This window comes from Lysobacter firmicutimachus, assembly GCF_037027445.1.
Lineage (GTDB): Bacteria > Pseudomonadota > Gammaproteobacteria > Xanthomonadales > Xanthomonadaceae > Lysobacter > Lysobacter firmicutimachus.
The window spans coordinates 4,477,362-4,493,245 of sequence record NZ_JBANDL010000002.1 but is presented as its reverse complement, the minus strand read 5'-3'; the positions used below and the strand labels follow the sequence as shown (position 1 = coordinate 4,493,245).

Annotated in this window: 17 protein-coding genes; 11 read left to right on the top strand and 6 right to left on the bottom strand. The window is 70.2% G+C overall.

Going from position 1 to position 15,884, the window contains the following annotated elements:
- Entirely contained in the window at positions 1 to 336 is a 336-nt protein-coding gene (locus tag V2J18_RS19410) for a RebB family R body protein (protein ID WP_064747071.1), read from the top strand.
- Positions 337 to 619: 283 nt separating this feature from the next.
- Positions 620 to 1,390, top strand: a complete 771-nt coding sequence (locus V2J18_RS19405; protein ID WP_075575027.1) for a Crp/Fnr family transcriptional regulator — start codon at positions 620 to 622, stop codon at positions 1,388 to 1,390.
- A 39-nt stretch (positions 1,391 to 1,429) separates the two neighbouring features.
- Here V2J18_RS19405 and V2J18_RS19400 read toward each other — a convergent pair whose 3' ends face one another.
- The gene (locus V2J18_RS19400) at positions 1,430 to 2,059 is read right to left on the bottom strand and encodes an arylesterase (protein ID WP_261370037.1); all 630 of its coding nucleotides are present in this window, start codon (positions 2,057 to 2,059) and stop codon (positions 1,430 to 1,432) included.
- A 179-nt stretch (positions 2,060 to 2,238) separates the two neighbouring features.
- Here V2J18_RS19400 and V2J18_RS19395 point away from each other — a divergent pair, with 179 nt between their 5' ends.
- On the top strand, positions 2,239 to 3,003 hold the full coding sequence (locus tag V2J18_RS19395) for an ABC transporter ATP-binding protein (RefSeq protein ID WP_261370038.1): 765 nt from the start codon (positions 2,239 to 2,241) through the stop codon (positions 3,001 to 3,003).
- Positions 3,000 to 5,513, top strand: coding sequence for an ABC transporter permease (locus V2J18_RS19390; protein ID WP_336132631.1), 2,514 nt, complete (start codon positions 3,000 to 3,002; stop codon positions 5,511 to 5,513). The genes V2J18_RS19395 and V2J18_RS19390 overlap by 4 nt, the downstream gene beginning before the upstream one ends.
- A gap of 40 nt (positions 5,514 to 5,553) precedes the next feature.
- Here V2J18_RS19390 and V2J18_RS19385 read toward each other — a convergent pair whose 3' ends face one another.
- Both V2J18_RS19385 and V2J18_RS19380 read right to left on the bottom strand, forming a co-directional pair.
- Positions 5,554 to 5,811: a hypothetical protein gene (locus V2J18_RS19385; RefSeq protein ID WP_064747073.1), complete on the bottom strand. Its 258-nt coding sequence runs from the start codon at positions 5,809 to 5,811 to the stop codon at positions 5,554 to 5,556.
- Positions 5,812 to 5,924: 113 nt separating this feature from the next.
- Entirely contained in the window at positions 5,925 to 6,701 is a 777-nt protein-coding gene (locus V2J18_RS19380; RefSeq protein WP_336132630.1) for a hypothetical protein, read from the bottom strand.
- A gap of 95 nt (positions 6,702 to 6,796) precedes the next feature.
- Here V2J18_RS19380 and V2J18_RS19375 point away from each other — a divergent pair, with 95 nt between their 5' ends.
- Genes V2J18_RS19375 through V2J18_RS19365 form a run of 3 tightly spaced genes read left to right on the top strand, consistent with a single transcriptional unit; the run spans position 6,797 to position 9,274 of the window.
- Positions 6,797 to 7,861: a class I SAM-dependent methyltransferase gene (locus V2J18_RS19375; protein ID WP_336132629.1), complete on the top strand. Its 1,065-nt coding sequence runs from the start codon at positions 6,797 to 6,799 to the stop codon at positions 7,859 to 7,861.
- The gene (locus V2J18_RS19370; protein ID WP_336132628.1) at positions 7,858 to 8,559 is read left to right on the top strand and encodes a pseudouridine synthase; all 702 of its coding nucleotides are present in this window, start codon (positions 7,858 to 7,860) and stop codon (positions 8,557 to 8,559) included. Before V2J18_RS19375 ends, V2J18_RS19370 begins: the two co-directional genes overlap by 4 nt.
- On the top strand, positions 8,552 to 9,274 hold the full coding sequence (locus tag V2J18_RS19365) for an HAD family hydrolase (RefSeq protein WP_336132627.1): 723 nt from the start codon (positions 8,552 to 8,554) through the stop codon (positions 9,272 to 9,274). Before V2J18_RS19370 ends, V2J18_RS19365 begins: the two co-directional genes overlap by 8 nt.
- A 296-nt stretch (positions 9,275 to 9,570) precedes the next feature.
- Here V2J18_RS19365 and V2J18_RS19360 read toward each other — a convergent pair whose 3' ends face one another.
- Both V2J18_RS19360 and V2J18_RS19355 read right to left on the bottom strand, forming a co-directional pair.
- Entirely contained in the window at positions 9,571 to 10,110 is a 540-nt protein-coding gene (locus tag V2J18_RS19360) for a DUF1415 domain-containing protein (RefSeq protein ID WP_336132626.1), read from the bottom strand.
- Between the two features lie 11 nt (positions 10,111 to 10,121).
- On the bottom strand, positions 10,122 to 10,604 hold the full coding sequence (locus V2J18_RS19355) for a YajQ family cyclic di-GMP-binding protein (protein ID WP_336132625.1): 483 nt from the start codon (positions 10,602 to 10,604) through the stop codon (positions 10,122 to 10,124).
- 164 nt (positions 10,605 to 10,768) lie between these two features.
- Between V2J18_RS19355 and V2J18_RS19350 the strand changes: the two genes are divergently transcribed.
- The 3 genes from V2J18_RS19350 (at position 10,769) to V2J18_RS19340 (ending at position 13,632) form a co-directional block, all read left to right on the top strand.
- Entirely contained in the window at positions 10,769 to 11,824 is a 1,056-nt protein-coding gene (locus V2J18_RS19350; RefSeq protein WP_336132624.1) for an NAD(P)-dependent alcohol dehydrogenase, read from the top strand.
- Between the two features lie 237 nt (positions 11,825 to 12,061).
- Complete coding sequence (locus V2J18_RS19345) at positions 12,062 to 12,595, top strand: CcdC protein domain-containing protein (RefSeq protein ID WP_336132623.1); 534 nt, start codon at positions 12,062 to 12,064, stop codon at positions 12,593 to 12,595.
- A gap of 152 nt (positions 12,596 to 12,747) precedes the next feature.
- Entirely contained in the window at positions 12,748 to 13,632 is an 885-nt protein-coding gene (locus V2J18_RS19340; RefSeq protein WP_261370040.1) for a DMT family transporter, read from the top strand.
- Positions 13,633 to 13,736: 104 nt separating this feature from the next.
- On the opposite strand, the gene V2J18_RS19335 is transcribed toward V2J18_RS19340, so the two are convergent.
- Complete coding sequence (locus V2J18_RS19335; protein ID WP_336132622.1) at positions 13,737 to 14,372, bottom strand: OmpW/AlkL family protein; 636 nt, start codon at positions 14,370 to 14,372, stop codon at positions 13,737 to 13,739.
- Between the two features lie 723 nt (positions 14,373 to 15,095).
- Here V2J18_RS19335 and V2J18_RS19330 point away from each other — a divergent pair.
- Positions 15,096 to 15,860 carry a DUF2884 family protein gene (locus V2J18_RS19330; RefSeq protein WP_336132621.1) on the top strand — a complete coding sequence of 255 codons (765 nt, stop codon included), beginning with the start codon at positions 15,096 to 15,098 and terminating at the stop codon, positions 15,858 to 15,860.
- Positions 15,861 to 15,884 lie beyond the last annotated feature (24 nt).

Sequence of the window (15,884 nt, the reverse complement as noted above, 5' to 3'; positions counted from 1 at the left end):
ATGGCCTACCCCACCGCAGTCAACAATCAGATCACCGACGCCGTCACCCAATCCAACGTCAAGGTCGTCGGCGAGGCGCCGGCCTTCGCCATGGGCTCGATGTTCCAGGCCGCCGCGCATTCCACCGGCATCCTGTTCGAGAACGCGGTTTCGGCGCAGCAGCAGCAGAATTCGCTGTCGCAGGCCGCCGCCAACCAGGGCGTGATGCAGATCTACACCGTCGACACCACCGCCGCCGCGGGCGCGACCGAGAAGATCGCCCAGACCGGCGTGGCCGACAACCTGACCAGCCTGATGACGGTGCTGAAGGCGTTCAAGTCGCCGTACGGCTCGTAAGCAGCGCCAAGCGATGCCGGTCCGCTTCGGCGCCGGCATCGTTCCGGCTCCCGCACCGGCGCGCCGTCGCGCACCGCGGCGGACCCAAGCCGATCGCCGGGCTTCGACCGTCGAACTTCGCTCGACGAGCTTCGATCGCTGAGATCCGGCCGCCGGATGACGCCCTCGTCGCAGGCGTCGAAGGCAGACGAAACACCAAGGGGGGCGTTATGGAATCCGCAACCGGCCGCTGCCGCGGCCGTCTCGTGGCCGCAACCACGGCCGCGCGGTACCCGCTATGGGCATGAGCGCCGACGACGGCGTGGCGGTCCGGCGCAGGCGCTGGGGGGTGGACCGCTGCGGTCTGCTGCGCGGGTTGCCGACGGCGCTGCTCGACCAGGTCGCGCGCCACGCCAGCGAGGTCAACCTGGAGGAAGGCGACGCGCTGTTCTTCAAGAACGACCCCAGCGATTTCCTCGCCTTCATCGTCCACGGCCGCATCTACAAGTTGCTGTACGGCCCGGACGGCCAGGAACTGATCGTCGATACGATCGAAAGCGGAGAGACCGTCGACGAGACGCCGCTGCTCGACGCCCATCCGCATACCTTCACCGCGGTGGCCTACAGCCCGACCAAGGTGCTGCTGCTGGCGCGCCGGCATTTTCCGCTGCTGACCGCCGATCCGACGGTGATCGAGCGCGCCCACGCCTCGCTGTGCCTGCGCCTGCGCCACGCGGTCGAGAGCCTGGAAACCATGTGCCTGCACCGGCTGGAGTCGCGCCTGGCGCGCTACTTGCTGTCGCTGATGCGCACTCAGCCGCATGCGCGCGGCGAGGACTTCGAGGTGGCCTTGCCGCCGACCCAGAGCATCCTGGCGGCGATGGTCAACGCCAGCCGGCCGAAGTTGAACGCGCAATTGCAGACCTGGCACCGCAGCGGTCTGGTCAGCCGCAAGCGCAACATCCTGCGCATCAACGACATCGACCAGTTCCGCTGCAAGGCCTACCTCGGCCGCGAGGCCGAGCGCCCGACGTCGCCGCGCGCGCGCGCGGCGGCGGCCCGGCGCAGCGCTTGAGGCGCTGTCGCGGCCCCTATCGCTTCGCCTCCGCGCGATTCACTTCAGCATCGGCCCCAGCACGCTCCACACGTGATCGCGCAGCTTCGGCTGGGCGCTGGCGATCGGGTGCAGGTTGTCGGCCTGGAACGCATTGCGGTCGAGCGCGATCGGTTCGAGCAGGAACGGCAGCAGGGCGGTGCCGTGCTGGCGCGATAGTTCGCGGTAGTTGCGCTCGAAGCCGGCCGTGTACTCCTTGCCGAGGTTGGGCGGCATGCGCATGCCGATCAGCAGCACCTGCGCCTTGGCGGCCTTGGCGGCGAGGATCATGCGTTCCAGGTTGGCCCGGCTTTGCGCCAGTTGCAGGCCGCGCAAGCCGTCGTTGGCGCCCAGTTCGATGACCACCACCGAGGGACGGTTGCGTTGCAGTTCGCCGGCGATGCGCGAGGCGCCGCCGGCGGTGGTCTCGCCGCTGACGCTGGCGTTGACCACCCGCCAGCCCGGGCGGCTGCGGGCGACGCGCTCGGCGGTCAGGGCGACCCAGCCCTGCGCGGCCGCCAGGCCGTAGCCGGCGGACAGCGAATCGCCCATGACCAGCACGCTGCGCGCGGCCTTGGCCGCCGGCGCCGCGGCCGGCGCGCGCGCGGATGTCGACTGGGCCGGCTGGGCCAGGGCCAGCGGCGGGACCAAGCCGGCGGCCAGCAGTGCGGCGGCGGCCAGGGCGCGCGGCCATTGAACACGGCGGCCGGATCCCGCATATCGTGCCCTGGACCGTGATGTCGTGGACCCGACAGGGTTCTTAAGAATCATTTAATAACGTCTCCCGAAGATGCGGCGAGGCAAACATAAGCGCAAACATAAGGGCGATCATGGCAGCTTCCCACCTGGCCGATCCGATCATGGCCGATTCCATCGCCAAAGGCGTCGATGCGGACGCATCCGGGCACGCCGCGGTACGCGCGGCGACGCCGACGTTGCAGGTCGAGCGGCTCGGCAAGACGGTGGTCCTGCCCTCGGGCGAACTCACCATCCTGGACGGGGTCGGCTTTTCGATCGCCAAGGGCGACAGCGTGGCGATCGTCGGCGCGTCCGGCTCGGGCAAGAGCACCTTGTTGTCGCTGATGGCCGGGCTGGATTCGCCCAGCAGCGGCCGAGTGCTGCTTGACGGCGAGGCGATTTCCGCGCTCGACGAGGACGGCCGGGCGCGGGTGCGCAGCGAGAAGGTCGGGTTCGTGTTCCAGAGTTTCCAGCTGCTGCCCTCGCTGACCGCGCTGGAGAACGTGATGCTGCCGCTGGAGCTGCGCGGCGATCGCGACGCGCGCGTGCCGGCGCAGGCGATCCTGGCCAAGGTCGGCCTCGGCCAGCGCCTGGACCATTACCCGCGCCAGTTGTCCGGCGGCGAGCAGCAGCGCGTCGCCCTGGCGCGCGCGTTCGTGACCCGGCCGTCGCTGTTGTTCGCCGACGAGCCGACCGGCAATCTCGACACCCACACCGGTCAGGCGATCATCGAGTTGCTGTTCGAACTCAATGCCGACGCCGGCACCACCCTGGTGTTGGTGACCCACGACGACCATCTGGCCGCGCGCTGCCATCGCCGCCTGCGCCTGGACAGCGGCCGGCTGGTGCAGGGATGAGCGGCGCCGTCATCACGTTGGCGATGGCCTGGCGGCAATTGCGCCGCGACCTCAAGGCCGGCGACGTGCGCATCCTGCTGACCGCGCTGATCGTGGCGGTGCTGGCGGTGACCGCGGTCGGCTTCGTCACCGATCGCGCCGAGCGTGCGTTGGCGATCGAGGCCAACCGCCTGCTCGGCGGCGACGCGGTGATCCGCGCCGACCAGCCGATCGCCGGCAAGCTGCGCGAAGCCGCGAATGCGCCGGCGCTGCGCCGCGCCGAAGCGACCGAACTGCAGACCATGATCCGGGTTGGCGAGCGCCTGCAGCTCGGCGATCTGCGTGCGCTCGGCCCGGGCTTTCCCTTGCGCGGCAGCTTCCGCATCGCCGAGCGCGCCGGCGGCGCCGAGCGCGACGCCGACGGCGTGCCGGCCCGCGGTACGGTGTGGATGAGCCGCGCCGGCGCCGACGCGCTCGGCGCCCGGATCGGCCAGGAAATCGCGATCGGCGACGCGCGCCTGCGCCTGGCGGCGTTGGTGACCCAGGAGCCGGACGCATCGCTGGACTACTTCAACATCGCGCCCAAGGTATTCCTCAACCTGGCCGATCTGCCGTCGACCGGGCTGATCCAACCCGGCAGCCGGATCCGCTACCGCCTGGTGGTGGCCGGCGCGCCCGGTGCGGTCGAGCGCTTCGTCGCCGCGGCCAAGCCCGCACTGGGCCGCGGGCAGCGCCTGGAGACGATCGCCGATGCGCGACCGGAAGTGCGTTCGGCGCTGGACCGCGCCGGCCGCTTCCTCGGCCTGGCCGCGCTGGTGTCGGTGGTGCTGGCCGCGGTCGCGGTGGCGATGGCCGCGCGCCGGCACAGCGAACGCCATCTGTCCGGCACCGCGGTAATGCGTTGCCTCGGCGCCAGCCAGCGCCGCCTGGTCGGCATCCACGTCGGCGAAATGCTGTTGCTGGGCCTGATCGCCAGCGCGATCGGCGTCGGCCTGGCGTTCGCCTTGCAGTGGGCGATCGGCGGCTGGCTGGAGCAAGCCTTGAAGATGTCGATTCCGGCCGCCGGCTGGCTGCCGGCGCTGCAGGGCCTGGGCGTCGGCCTGGTGGTGTTGCTCGCGTTCGGCGCGCCGCCGGTGCTGGCCTTGCGGCGGGTGCCGGCCTTGCGCGTGCTGCGCCGCGACCTGGACCCGGCCGAGCCCAGCGCTTGGCTGGTGGCGATCGCCGGCCTGCTCGGGCTCGGCGGCCTGCTGTGGTGGAAGGCCGGTTCCGCCACGCTCGGCGCGGCCATGCTCGGCGGCATCGCCGCGACGTTGGCGGTGCTGGCTTTGCTGGCCTGGTCGCTGATCGTGGTGGTGCGCCGGCTGCGTTCGCGCCTGCGCGGCAGTCTGCGCTACGGCCTGGCCAACGTCAGCCGCCGCGCCGGCACCAGCATCGCCCAGATCTCCGCCCTGGGCCTGGGCCTGATGGCGCTGCTGTTGCTGACCTTCGTCCGCACCGACCTGCTCGACCGTTGGCAGTTGGCCTTGTCGGCCGATGCGCCGAATCGCTTCATCATCAACGTGCAGCAGGATCAGGTCGGCGACGTGCGCCGCTTCGTCGCCGACCAGGGTCTGGCGGCGCCGACCCTGTTTCCGATGATCCGCGGCCGCCTGACCGAGGTGAACGGCAAGCCCGTCACCGGCGCCGACTACGCCGAGCGCGGCGACCGCGCCAAGCAACTGGCCGAGCGCGAATTCAACCTGTCGGTGGCCGACCGTCTGCGCGCCGACAACAAGGTCGTCGACGGGAAATTCTGGGCGCCGCGGCGCTTGGCCGCGCCGGAGGTCTCGGTCGAAGAGGGCTTCGCCGAAACCTTGGGCTGGAAGGTCGGCGACACGGTCGCCTTCGACATTGCCGGGCAGCTGTTCGAGGCGCGCATCACCAGCCTGCGCAAGGTCGATTGGGAAAGCTTCCGGCCGAACTTTTTCGTCATCGCCTCGCCCGGCTCGATGGACGGCTACGCCGCCAGCTACATCACTGCGATCAGCGTGCCGCCGGCGCGGACCCGCTTCACCTCCGAGCTGGTCGAGCGCTTCCCGAACTTGTCGGTGATCGATATCGAACAGGTGCTCAAGCAGGTGCGCAACACCGCCGACCAGGTCTCGACCGTGGTCGAGGTGGTGTTCTACTTCTCGCTCGCCGCGGGCTTGTTGGTGTTGATGGCCGCGGTCAGCGCGAGCCAGGACGAGCGTCTGCTCGAGGGCGGGGTGATGCGCGTGCTGGGCGGCAGCCGTCGCCAGCTGCGCCTGGCCCAGGCCTCGGAATTTGCCGCGATCGGCCTGTTGTCGGGGCTGACCGCGGCGATCGCGGCCTCGGTGCTGGCCGGCGTGGTCGCGGTGAAGGTGTTCGATCTGCCCTGGCAGTTCGACTGGCGCATGGCCGCCGTCGGCGGCGGCGCCGGCGTCCTGGCGGCGTTGATCGCCGGGTTGTTCGCGACCCGGCGCGTGCTCGACGCGCCGCCGTCGGTGACGTTGCGCGAACTGCAGGGCTGACGCCGCCGCGGGCGCCGCACTCGGCGGCGCCCGCATGGATTCAGGCGCTCAGTTGCGGCTCGGCCTGGAAGCGGCGCGCGTAGCCGCGCTCGTCGGCGACCCGCTCGACTTCGTCGTCGGCGAGATCGGGGGCCGCATAGACCGCATACACCGTGGCGCTGTCGCGGCGACCGATGTGATGCAGCCGGTAGCGCGCGGTACCGCTGCCGGTGTTGGGCGGATAGTGCAGCGGCGGTGCGCCGCCTTCCAGATCGAGTTCGCTGTTGTCGACGGTGCCGCCGACGAAGAGGGCTCGCATCGCGCGGGTCTCCTGTGTGCTGGGCCGTAACGCGATCCTCCCGGGACCGGCGTTGGCGGGCGATGAAGCCGCCGTGCAAAGAACGCAAAACGGCGTCGTCGGCGACGAGACGTTCAGTCCCCGGGCGTCAGATGGCCGGAAAACAGCTTGCGCCGACGCCGGGCGCGCAGCCAGGCGGTCTGCACCAGCAGGGCGGCGGCCAGCGCCAAGGCCAACCAGGCCACCACCGTCGCGCCCGGCCGCGCCGAGGCCGATTGCGCCACGTACACTCCGACCAGCCCCCACAGCGCAGCGAGCACATAGCCGGCGTTACCGTGCATGCGCGCATTGAGCGCGCTCAGCAGCAGGGCCATCGCCGCCAGCAGAGCCAGGCTCCAGCCCAGCATGCGTTCGGTCGGCAGCAATCGATAGGCGACGATGACCTGGGCGGTGTTCAGGAACGCGGCCAACGACAGCCAGCCGGCGTGCAGCGAGACCGGCAATTTGGCCCACCAGGCCTGCGCCGGCAGCGGATCGACGTCGCGCGCCAGCCGCACCGCGGCCCAGGCCAGGCAGGCCAGGGCCAGCCAGATGATCGCCAGGGCCGGCCAGAACCATTGCTGCGAGAACACCGGCATCCACAATGCGGTCAGGGTGAAGCCGGCGGCGATCGCCGGCCGCACCCGGACCAGGGCCGGGGCGTCGCGGTAGCGGCTGCGCGCCTGCCACAGCGCGAACGACAGATCGAGCAGGAAGATCGCGCCCCAGATCGAGAACGCATAACCGGCCGCGACCAGCAAAGTGGGATAGCGGTCGGACAGGCTGCCGTTGTCGGGGCCGAACGCGCCGCGTTGCGAGAACCAGGCCACGACCGGCATCAGGGCCGCGGCGACGATGACGGGCAGGCGCATGCACGGGCCTTTCTGGATACGATGCCGACACCCTAGCCCGGGGCCGCGTAAAATCCTTGCGATGATCGTTCCCGTTCGCTTTCAAGACCGCCCCGATGCGCGCTGACCGCTCCGACGACGCGCTGGACACCCTGTTCCAACCCTTCGCCGACGGACTGCTGCGCTGGCCCGAGCAGGGCGGGGCCCTGTTCCTGCGTGCCCGCGACGGCATCGGCCTGCGCCAGCGACCGCGTCCGGGCCTGGTCTGCGAGCAAGGCTTCAAGCCCGATGTCGATGCCTTGCACCGCGCCGGCCTGGACACGGTCGATCTGGACGCCCTGGACCCGCAGCAGCGTTACCCGTTGGTGCTGGTCTTGCCGCCGCGCCAACGCGAAGAGGCGCGCGCGCTGTATGCGCAGGCGTTGGCGCGTACCGCGCCGGGCGGGCGGGTGGTGGCCTGCCTGCGCAACGACGAGGGCGCGCGCACCGGCGAGGCCGACCTGGGCCTGATCGCCGGCCCGGTCGCCAGCCTGTCCAAGCGCAAGTGCCGCGCCTTCTGGACCGCGCCGCTGCAGGGCCCGGCCGATCCGGCCTTGGCCGAGGCCTGGGCCGGTGCCGACGCGCCGCGCGAGATTCTCGATGGACGCTACCTGAGCCGGCCCGGCGTGTTCGCCTGGGATCGGGTCGATCCCGCCTCGGCCTTGCTCGTCCGGCACCTGCCGGCCGACCTGCGCGGCCGCGCCGCCGATCTCGGCGCCGGCTACGGTTATCTGGCGATGGAATTGCTGGCGCGCTGCCCCGGCATCGTCGCCCTGGACCTGTACGAAGCGCAGTCGCGCGCGCTGGCGCTGGCGCGCGCCAACCTGGCGCGCACGCCCACCGCGGCGACGCTGGAATTCTTCTGGCACGACGTCACCGCCGGGCTGGAGCGGCGCTACGACGTGATCGTCAGCAATCCGCCGTTCCACGCCCAGGGCCGCGAGGAACGTCCCGACATCGGCCGCCGTTTCATCGCGGTCGCGGCGCAGGCGCTCCATCCCGGCGGCCGGCTGTGGCTGGTCGCCAATCGCCATCTGCCCTACGAGGCCGAACTGGATCGGACCTTCGGCGAAGTGCGTACCGTCGCCCAGCAGGGCGGCTTCAAGATCGTCGAAGCGATCCGCCAGGCAGGCCGCGCATGAAGCTGGTCAAGTTGATCGCCAACCTCGGCTACGGCAGCCGCAAGGACGTGAGCGCGATGTTCCGCGAAGGCCGCATCACCGACGCCGCCGGCGACGTGCTGTACGCCGACGATCAGGTCGCGCACGAGGCGATCCGCCTCGACGGCGAGCCTCTGGACCCGCCGGCCGGCCTGGTGCTGATGCTGCACAAGCCGGTCGGCTACACCTGTTCGACCAAGGACCCGGGGCGGATCGTCTACGACCTGCTGCCGCCGCGCTTCCGCCTGCGCTCGCCGCTGCTGTCGCCGGTCGGCCGGCTCGACCGCGATACCAGCGGACTGTTGTTGATGACCGACGACGGCCAACTGCTGCATCGGATCGTCTCGCCCAAGGCCAGGCTGGCCAAGGTGTACGAGGCCCGTCTCGCCGCCGACCTGCGCGGCGACGAGGGCGCAATCTTCGCCAGCGGCGAGCTGATGCTGGAGTCGGAAAAGACGCCGCTGGCGCCGGCGCAATTGGAATCGCCGGAGCCGCGTTTTGCGCGCCTGACCCTGACCGAAGGCCGCTATCACCAGGTGCGGCGCATGTTCGCCGCGGTCGGCAATCACGTCGAGGCCCTGCACCGCTGCCGCATCGGCGGACTGTCGCTGCAGGATTTGCCGAGCGGGCAATGGCGCACGCTCGACGCTCACGATCTGGAGGTGTTGTTCCGTGGCTGATTCCGCGCCGGCGAGCTCCGCGTCGCCGATCGAGTTCGTGCCGCAGGCGGTGCTGTTCGACATGGACGGGCTGATGCTCGACAGCGAGCAGGCGATGCTGGAGACCTGGCGCGAGGCGGCGCTGACCGAATCCATCGATGCCGACGACGCGGTGTGGCTGAGCATGGTCGGGGTGCACGACCGCGCCAGCTTCGCGATGCTGGTCGAGACCTTCGGCGAAGAGGCGGCGACCCGACTGCGCGACGCCAGCTACCGCCTGTACGACGCCCGCGTCGCCGCCGGCCTGCCGCGCAAGCGCGGCCTGATCGAACTGCTCGACCTGCTCGATGCCCACGGCGTCCCCAAGGCGGTGGCGACTTCGACCCGGCGCGAGCGGGCCTTGGCCAAGCTGGCCGCCAGCGGCCTGATCGACCGCTTCGCGGTGATCCTCACCGGCAGCGACGTCGAGCATCCCAAGCCGGCGCCGGACATCTACCTGCTGGCGGCGCGCGAGTTGGGCGTCGACCCGGCGCATTGCCTGGTGCTGGAGGATTCCGAGCCGGGCGTGCGCGCCGCGCTGGCCGCCGGCGCCACGCCGATCCAGGTGCCGGACTTGATCGCTCCGGGCGAGGCGCTGCGTGGGTTCGGCCACCGCATCGTCGCGTCCCTGGTGCAGGCGCGCGAATTGCTCGCCGCGGTGCTGGCCGGCCCGGCGCAGCCGGCGCCGGGGCGCTGAGCGCGGGCGGCGTAACGCAAAGCAAGACGCCCTCCGGGACCCGCTTCAAGCGGTCGCGAGAGCCTTGGGCGTCCACTGCGTCCGCTGCATCTGCGGCGGGTTGCGTGTACTGCGGCTATCGCTTTGGCTGTGAGCGTCGCTGCGTCGCTGCGTCGCTGCGTCGCTGCGTCGCTGCGTCGCGACGCTCGTCGCACCCGCTTGTCTTTCCCCCTGTGAAAAACGGCAGGGGGATTGCTCTTGCCGTCGCTTCCGCCGCAGCTACGGTCGCGGCCGTCGGCCCAAGCCGGCCGCGGACCTCACTCCGCCGTCAGCTTGCGCCAACCCTCGTGCCCCAACTGTTCCAGAGTGGCCAGATTGCGTTCGACGATCACGTCCGGGTCCGGAAACGCGGCGACCGCGCGCTCGACGCTGGATTCGCGCAGCAGGTGCAGGGTCGGGTAGGGCGAGCGGTTGGTGCAGTTGCCGATGTCCTCGTAGGCGGTGCCGGCGAACTGGTAGTCGGGGTGGAAGCTGGCGACCTGGATCTCGCCTTCCAGGTCCAAGGCCGCGACCGCGCCGTCGGCGAGGTCGAGGAAATCGTTGAAGTCGAGAAAGTCGCCGAGCACCTGCGGATGCACGATCAGGGTGGTGTCGATCCGTTCCGGATCGCTCTGCTCCAGCAGCACCAGCTCGGACGACAACTCCTCCAGCAACTGCTCCGGCGTGGCCGCCGCGCTGAGCACGAAGCGCACCTGGCCCTTGGCCAGCACGGCCTTGGCGAAAGGGCACAGGTTCAGGCCGATCACCGCGCGCTCCAGCCAGCGTCGGGTCGCGGCGATCGGGTCCTCGGCGGTCATGGCGCGAGGGCTCAGTCGCGGAAGTTGTCGTACTGCAGCGGGCGCTCGAAGTTGCCGGCCTTCAGCAGGGCGATCGCGGCTTGCAGATCGTCGCGCTTCTTGCCGGTCACGCGCAGCTTGTCGCCGTTGATCTGGGTCTCGACCTTGAGCTTGGCGTCCTTGATCGCCGCGGCGATCTTCTTCGCCAGCTTCTGTTCGATGCCTTGCTGCACGGTGATCTTCTGCCGCGCGCCGGCGAGGTTGGTCTCGACATCGCCGAATTCCAGGCAGCGCGCGTCGATCTGCCGCGCCGACAGGCGCTGGCGCAGGATCGCGGTCATCTGCTCGAGCTGGAATTCGCTCGGCGCCGACTGGGTGATCGACTTGTCGTCGAGCACGAACTTGGCGTCCACGCCCTTGAAGTCGAAGCGGGTGCTCAGCTCGCGGTTGGCCTGGTCGACGGCATTGGTGAGTTCGTGGGTGTCGACTTCGGACACGACGTCGAAGGAAGGCATGGCGCACTCGCAAGATAAGGGGGGAACGGGGGCCAAGGGTAACGCAAGCGCCATGGCGATATGCACTGTTGCGGCCGATACCGGCGGTTTTTGCCGCTCCGGCGCCCCGGCGCCGGCGGATTGGCCGCTAGAATTCGGGGCTTCCCCGTTATCCGGAAGCTTCCATGCTCAAGACCGCCGCCTTCGCCGCGCAGAGCGCGCGCGCCCCGCTGGCCCCGTTCGAGATCGAGCGCCGCGAGCCGGGCCCGACCGACGTCCTGATCGACATCCTCTATTGCGGCGTCTGCCATTCCGACATCCATCAGGCGCGCGGCGAATGGGGCCGCTCGCGGTTTCCGATGGTGCCGGGCCACGAGATCGTCGGCCGGGTCGCCCAGGTCGGCAGCGCGGTGGGCAAGTTCCGCGCCGGCGACGCGGTCGGCGTAGGCTGTTTCGTCGACTCCTGCCGCGAATGCGCGCAGTGCCGGGCCGGCGAGGAGCAGTACTGCGACCAGGGCATGACCAGCACCTATAACTCCACCGAGCGCGGCAGCGGCGCGCCGACCTACGGCGGCTATTCGACCCGGATCACCGTCGACCAGGACTACGTGCTGCGCATGCCCGAATCGATTCCGCTGGACCGCGCCGCGCCGCTGCTGTGCGCCGGCATCACCACCTATTCGCCGCTGCGCCATTACGGGGTCAAGGCCGGCGACGCGGTCGCGGTGGTCGGCCTCGGCGGCCTGGGCCACATGGCGGTCAAGCTGGCGGCGGCGATGGGCGCGAAAGTGACCGTGTTCAGCACGTCCGAGTCCAAGCGCGAGGCGGCCTTGCAGCTCGGCGCGCAGGCCTTCGCCGCGACCCGCGATCCGGCGGTGTTCAAGACTCTGGCGCGCAGTTTCGATTTCGTCGTCGACACGGTCTCCGGCGAGCACGACTACAACGCCTATCTGAATCTGCTCAAGGTGGACGGCACCATGGTCCTGCTCGGCATTCCCGAGCAGCCCGCGCCGGTCGCGGCCGGTGCGCTGATCGCGCATCGCCGCCGTCTGGCGGGGTCGATGATCGGCGGCATCCGCGAGACCCAGGAAATGCTCGATTTCTGCGCCGAGCACGGTGTGGCCTCGGACATCGAACTGATCGGCATCGACCGGGTCAACGAGGCCTACGAGCGCATGCTCCAGGGCGACGTGCGCTACCGCTTCGTGATCGACATCGCCAGCTTGCGCTGCGCCGGCTGAGGCCGCGGTGCCGGTCCCGCCTGTGGGAGCGGCTTACCCCGGCGCCGCTCGCCGCAGCCGGGTCCCCTGCCGCGGTCACCCGATCGCGCCTGGCGCGGGGCCGAGGACGGAACGCGCCGCTCCGACCCGGCGCTCGCATCGGGCCGGCTTTGGGCGATGCGCTGACGTGCCCGGCTCCGGCGGTCGCGGCTCACGCCGCTCCTACAAGGGATGGGCTCGGGCGCGTAAGCTGCGGTCATGCCGCTGCTGCTGATTCCATTGGCTTTGCTGGTGCTGGTCCTGCTGTGGGCGTTGCTGGTGCCGCTCGGGCTGGTCCTGCGCTACCGCGCCGGCAGCGCGCGCCGGCGCGCCGTGCCCTGGGCGTTGGGCCTGGCGGTCGCGCTGTCGTTGCCTTCGCTGCTGTTGTTCTTCGCCGGTGCCTGGACGGTCGGGCATTGGGTCGAGGACGCCACGGTGTTCGCCGCGGCCGGGTGGCTGGCCGGGCTCGCGACCGGCGTGCTGGGACTGGCCCTGACTCGCTTCGAACCGACTGCGGGCGGGCTGTACTACACGCCCAATCGCTGGCTGGTGTTGAGCCTGACCCTGATCGTCGCCGCGCGCGTGGCGATCGGCCTGTGGCAGGCGGCGCATGCTTGGGACGATGCACCCGCCGCGGCGTGGTGGCCGCGCCAAGGTGGGCTGTTCGCGGTCGGCGGGTCGTTGCTCGGCTACTACCAGGCTTATGCGCTGGGGCTGCGGCGGCGTCTGCGGCGTGCCGACTTGCGCGGCTGAGGCCCTGCACGCCTCGCCCGAAGACGGATGACGACCATCGCGCCGCGCGGCATGATGGGGTCGTCCACGCGATTGTTTTCGATCATGCCTTCTCCTCGCTTCCACGGCCCGCCGCGCGCGCCGCGTCCCGTCTTCGCGCCGGCGTGCGCGCCATGACCGCGGCCCATCCGCACCGCGGCCGCGCGGTCGCCACCATGCTGGTCGCGGTGGTGATGTTCTCGCTGATGGACGCGATCCTGAAACTCTTGTCCGAGCACTACCCGCCGTTCCAGGTCGCGGCCCTGCGCGGCGTCTCGTCGTTGCCGTTCGTGTTGACCTGGGCCCTGGCCAGCGCCGGCTGGCGGCCCTTGGTGCGGGTGCGCTGGCCGCTGCACCTGCTGCGCGGGGTGCTCGGCGTCGGCATGATGGCCTGCTTCGTCTACGGCGTGAACCGGCTGCCCTTGTCGAGCGCGTACTCGATCTTCTTCATCGCGCCGTTGCTGATCACCGCGCTGTCCGGGCCGATCCTCGGCGAGCGGGTCGGCCCGCGCCGCTGGGTCGCGATCGGCATCGGCCTGCTCGGCGTGCTGGTGCTGTTGCGGCCCACCGGCGAGGGCATGATGAGCCTGGCCGCGTTGGGCATTCTCGGCGCGGCGCTGGGCTATGCGGTCAGCGCGATCACCGTGCGCCTGCTGGCGCGCACCGACAGCACCCAGGCGATGATGGTCTGGCTGATGGTCATGATCACGCTGGGGGCGGGCGCGTTGGCGTGGCCGGAGTGGACGCCGATCCAGTCGCGCGACCTGTGGCTGATCGCCGGGCTGGGCGTGGCCGGTTCGATCGGCCAGTACGCGGTCACCGAGGCGTTCCGCCTGGGCGAGGCCTCGCTGATCGCGCCGCTGGAGTACACCGCCCTGATCTGGGGCGTGCTGCTCGACCTCAGCCTGTGGGGCGTGCTGCCCGATTCGGTGACCTGGCTGGGCGCGGCGATCATCGTCGCCAGCGGCCTGTACCTGCTGCGGCGCGAAAGCGTCCACGCCGAATCCGAACATCCCTGAGCCGCGCGCGGCGGCGCCCGAAAAAACGATGCGCAAAAAACAACGGGCCCCCGAAGGAGCCCGTTGTCGCGTTTCCGATCGGACATGCCGATCGGGCGCACCGATCAGAAGCGCGCGCCGATGCCCACGCCCAGGGTGATCGGGTTGAGCTCGGCTTCGCCGACCTTGACGCCGTTCAGCTTCACGTCCGACTTGCTGCCCTGCATGTAGCGCACATCGGCGCGGGCGAACCAGGTCGGGTTGATGTTGAGGTCGACGCCGGCGGTGGCGATGCCGCCCTTGGCGTTCTCCACGCCCAGGCGCTGGCCGCCGAGCAGCTTCTCGCCGCTGTAGTTGGCCTGGTAGTAGCCCAGGCCCACGAACGGACGCACGATGCTGTCGGCGCCGCGGAAGTGGTACTGGCCGCTCAGCGCGACCGGCTGCGAATCGACGCTGCCGATCTTGCCGCCGCCGCTGTTGACGCGGTGACCGAACTTGTCGGCCGCGCCCCAGGCTTCGATGGCGATGTTGTCGTTGATGTAGTAGCTGGCGCTCAGCGTCGCGGCGCCGTCGCCGTCGAGGTCGCTGCGCACGCCGCCGATCTGCGGATTCTTGGTCGGCTGGGTCAGCGCGTAGCCGCCGACGACGGCGAAACGCTTGCCGCTGGCGGTATAGGTGGAAGCGGCATCCTGAGCGAAGGCGGCCGGGGCGAAGGCCATGGCACCCATCAGGGCAAGGGTCAAATGACGAAAGCGGTTCATGGAGTCGACTCCTGTTGTTGTGGTGTTGCTGACGCCTTGGGGGAGGCGGGCACAAGGTAGCGACGCTTGCATGAACCGAACTTGCCGCGCGAACGAAGGTGAAGGAACTTTCACGCGAACATCGTGTTAAAGGCGGTTTTTCCGCGGAAAAAGTGAATTCAATGAACACATGAGTGCTTGCGTTGCGCCTCATGGCTCGCGTACGCGGGCCCGCGCAGCTCTGCGCCGATCCGTCGCGATGATCTGGAAAATGCCTATTTTCATGCGGTTTCATGCGGGCGGCGAAATGTTGCGTGCTTCGTTTAACAAAGCGCACCTCATCGTTCGTGCATGAAATGTGTGGATTGCGAGCGCATGCGGCAAACGTCGAGCGCAGGAACCTGCCGATGAATCGGGCATGACCGCAGCCTGCGCAGCGTCGCTTCGAAGCCGCCGCGGCGTCGCATGCAGGCGTTCGAGGAGGGGGCGATCGCGACGCGGTCGGCGCCGGGATCTCCTCCGCAGCCCAGGCTTGGCCTCTCGTCGCCCGATGCGAGGGATGCAGGCGATCGAGCCGAGGGCTCAACCCCTGCGTCCCTGTCCACGGCGGTCGGCAAGACCGCACGCACCGGCCATTGCGGGCCTGCTGCTGCGCCATGACGAAGGTCATGCCGCCGACCGGCACGGGACGCGGCGGCCGCGCGCGCGGCACACTGGCGCCACTTCACCGTCAAGGATCCGGCGATGCGTCCCCTGCAAGCGCTCCGACTGACCGCTCTGGCCGCAGCGACGCTGGCCTGCGGCTCGGCTTTCGCGGCCAACATCAAGGTCGACTCCGAGTGCAACATCGACAGCGATTACCACCTGACCCTCAACGAGCGCAGCCTGATCCTGACCCGCGAGAGCGGCGCACCGAAGGCGATCGTGATGCGCCAGGGGCGGATGTTCGTCGACGACCGCTGGGTGACGCTGAGCGCCGACGACTCGCGTCGCCTGGCCGAGTTCGAGCGCGGCACCCGCGCGGCGATGGTCGAGGCCCAGCACATCGGCCGCGAGGCGGCCTATATCGCGTTCACCGCGCTGGGCGAGGTCGCCGCCACGCTCGGCGACCATCCCGAGCGCACCCGCGGCCAGATCGAGAAGGCCCGGCGCGAGCTCGACGCGCGGCTGAGCCAGGCCATCACGCCGACCCGTTTCAGCGGCAAGGCGCTCGGCGACGGCATCGGCGACGCGCTCGGCGATGCCCTGCCGGCGGTGCTCGGCGACGTGGTCGGCGGCGCAGTCAGCGCGGCCTTCAGCGGCGATCTGGAACGCTTCAAGCGCCTGGAACAGCTCGACGCCAAGATCGAGGCCGCGGTGCAGCCGCGCGCCAAGGCGCTGGAGCGCAGCGCCGACGGCCTGTGCCAGCGGATGGGCGAGCTGGACAAGCTCGAAGACGCCCTCTCGTACCGTTACGAGGGCGGAGCGCTGGGCCTGCTGCGGGTCGAACACACGCCGAAACAGCCCTGAGCGGCGGCAATACCGGGGCGTACG

Coding starts and splice junctions, on each gene's coding strand:
- V2J18_RS19410 (WP_064747071.1), top strand. CDS start 1: ATGGCCTACCCCACCGCAGTCAACAATCAGATCACCGACGCCGTCACC.
- V2J18_RS19405 (WP_075575027.1), top strand. CDS start 620: ATGAGCGCCGACGACGGCGTGGCGGTCCGGCGCAGGCGCTGGGGGGTG.
- V2J18_RS19395 (WP_261370038.1), top strand. CDS start 2,239: ATGGCAGCTTCCCACCTGGCCGATCCGATCATGGCCGATTCCATCGCC.
- V2J18_RS19390 (WP_336132631.1), top strand. CDS start 3,000: ATGAGCGGCGCCGTCATCACGTTGGCGATGGCCTGGCGGCAATTGCGC.
- V2J18_RS19385 (WP_064747073.1), bottom strand. CDS start 5,811: ATGCGAGCCCTCTTCGTCGGCGGCACCGTCGACAACAGCGAACTCGAT.
- V2J18_RS19380 (WP_336132630.1), bottom strand. CDS start 6,701: ATGCGCCTGCCCGTCATCGTCGCCGCGGCCCTGATGCCGGTCGTGGCC.
- V2J18_RS19375 (WP_336132629.1), top strand. CDS start 6,797: ATGCGCGCTGACCGCTCCGACGACGCGCTGGACACCCTGTTCCAACCC.
- V2J18_RS19370 (WP_336132628.1), top strand. CDS start 7,858: ATGAAGCTGGTCAAGTTGATCGCCAACCTCGGCTACGGCAGCCGCAAG.
- V2J18_RS19360 (WP_336132626.1), bottom strand. CDS start 10,110: ATGACCGCCGAGGACCCGATCGCCGCGACCCGACGCTGGCTGGAGCGC.
- V2J18_RS19355 (WP_336132625.1), bottom strand. CDS start 10,604: ATGCCTTCCTTCGACGTCGTGTCCGAAGTCGACACCCACGAACTCACC.
- V2J18_RS19350 (WP_336132624.1), top strand. CDS start 10,769: ATGCTCAAGACCGCCGCCTTCGCCGCGCAGAGCGCGCGCGCCCCGCTG.
- V2J18_RS19345 (WP_336132623.1), top strand. CDS start 12,062: ATGCCGCTGCTGCTGATTCCATTGGCTTTGCTGGTGCTGGTCCTGCTG.
- V2J18_RS19340 (WP_261370040.1), top strand. CDS start 12,748: ATGACCGCGGCCCATCCGCACCGCGGCCGCGCGGTCGCCACCATGCTG.
- V2J18_RS19335 (WP_336132622.1), bottom strand. CDS start 14,372: ATGAACCGCTTTCGTCATTTGACCCTTGCCCTGATGGGTGCCATGGCC.
- V2J18_RS19330 (WP_336132621.1), top strand. CDS start 15,096: ATGCGTCCCCTGCAAGCGCTCCGACTGACCGCTCTGGCCGCAGCGACG.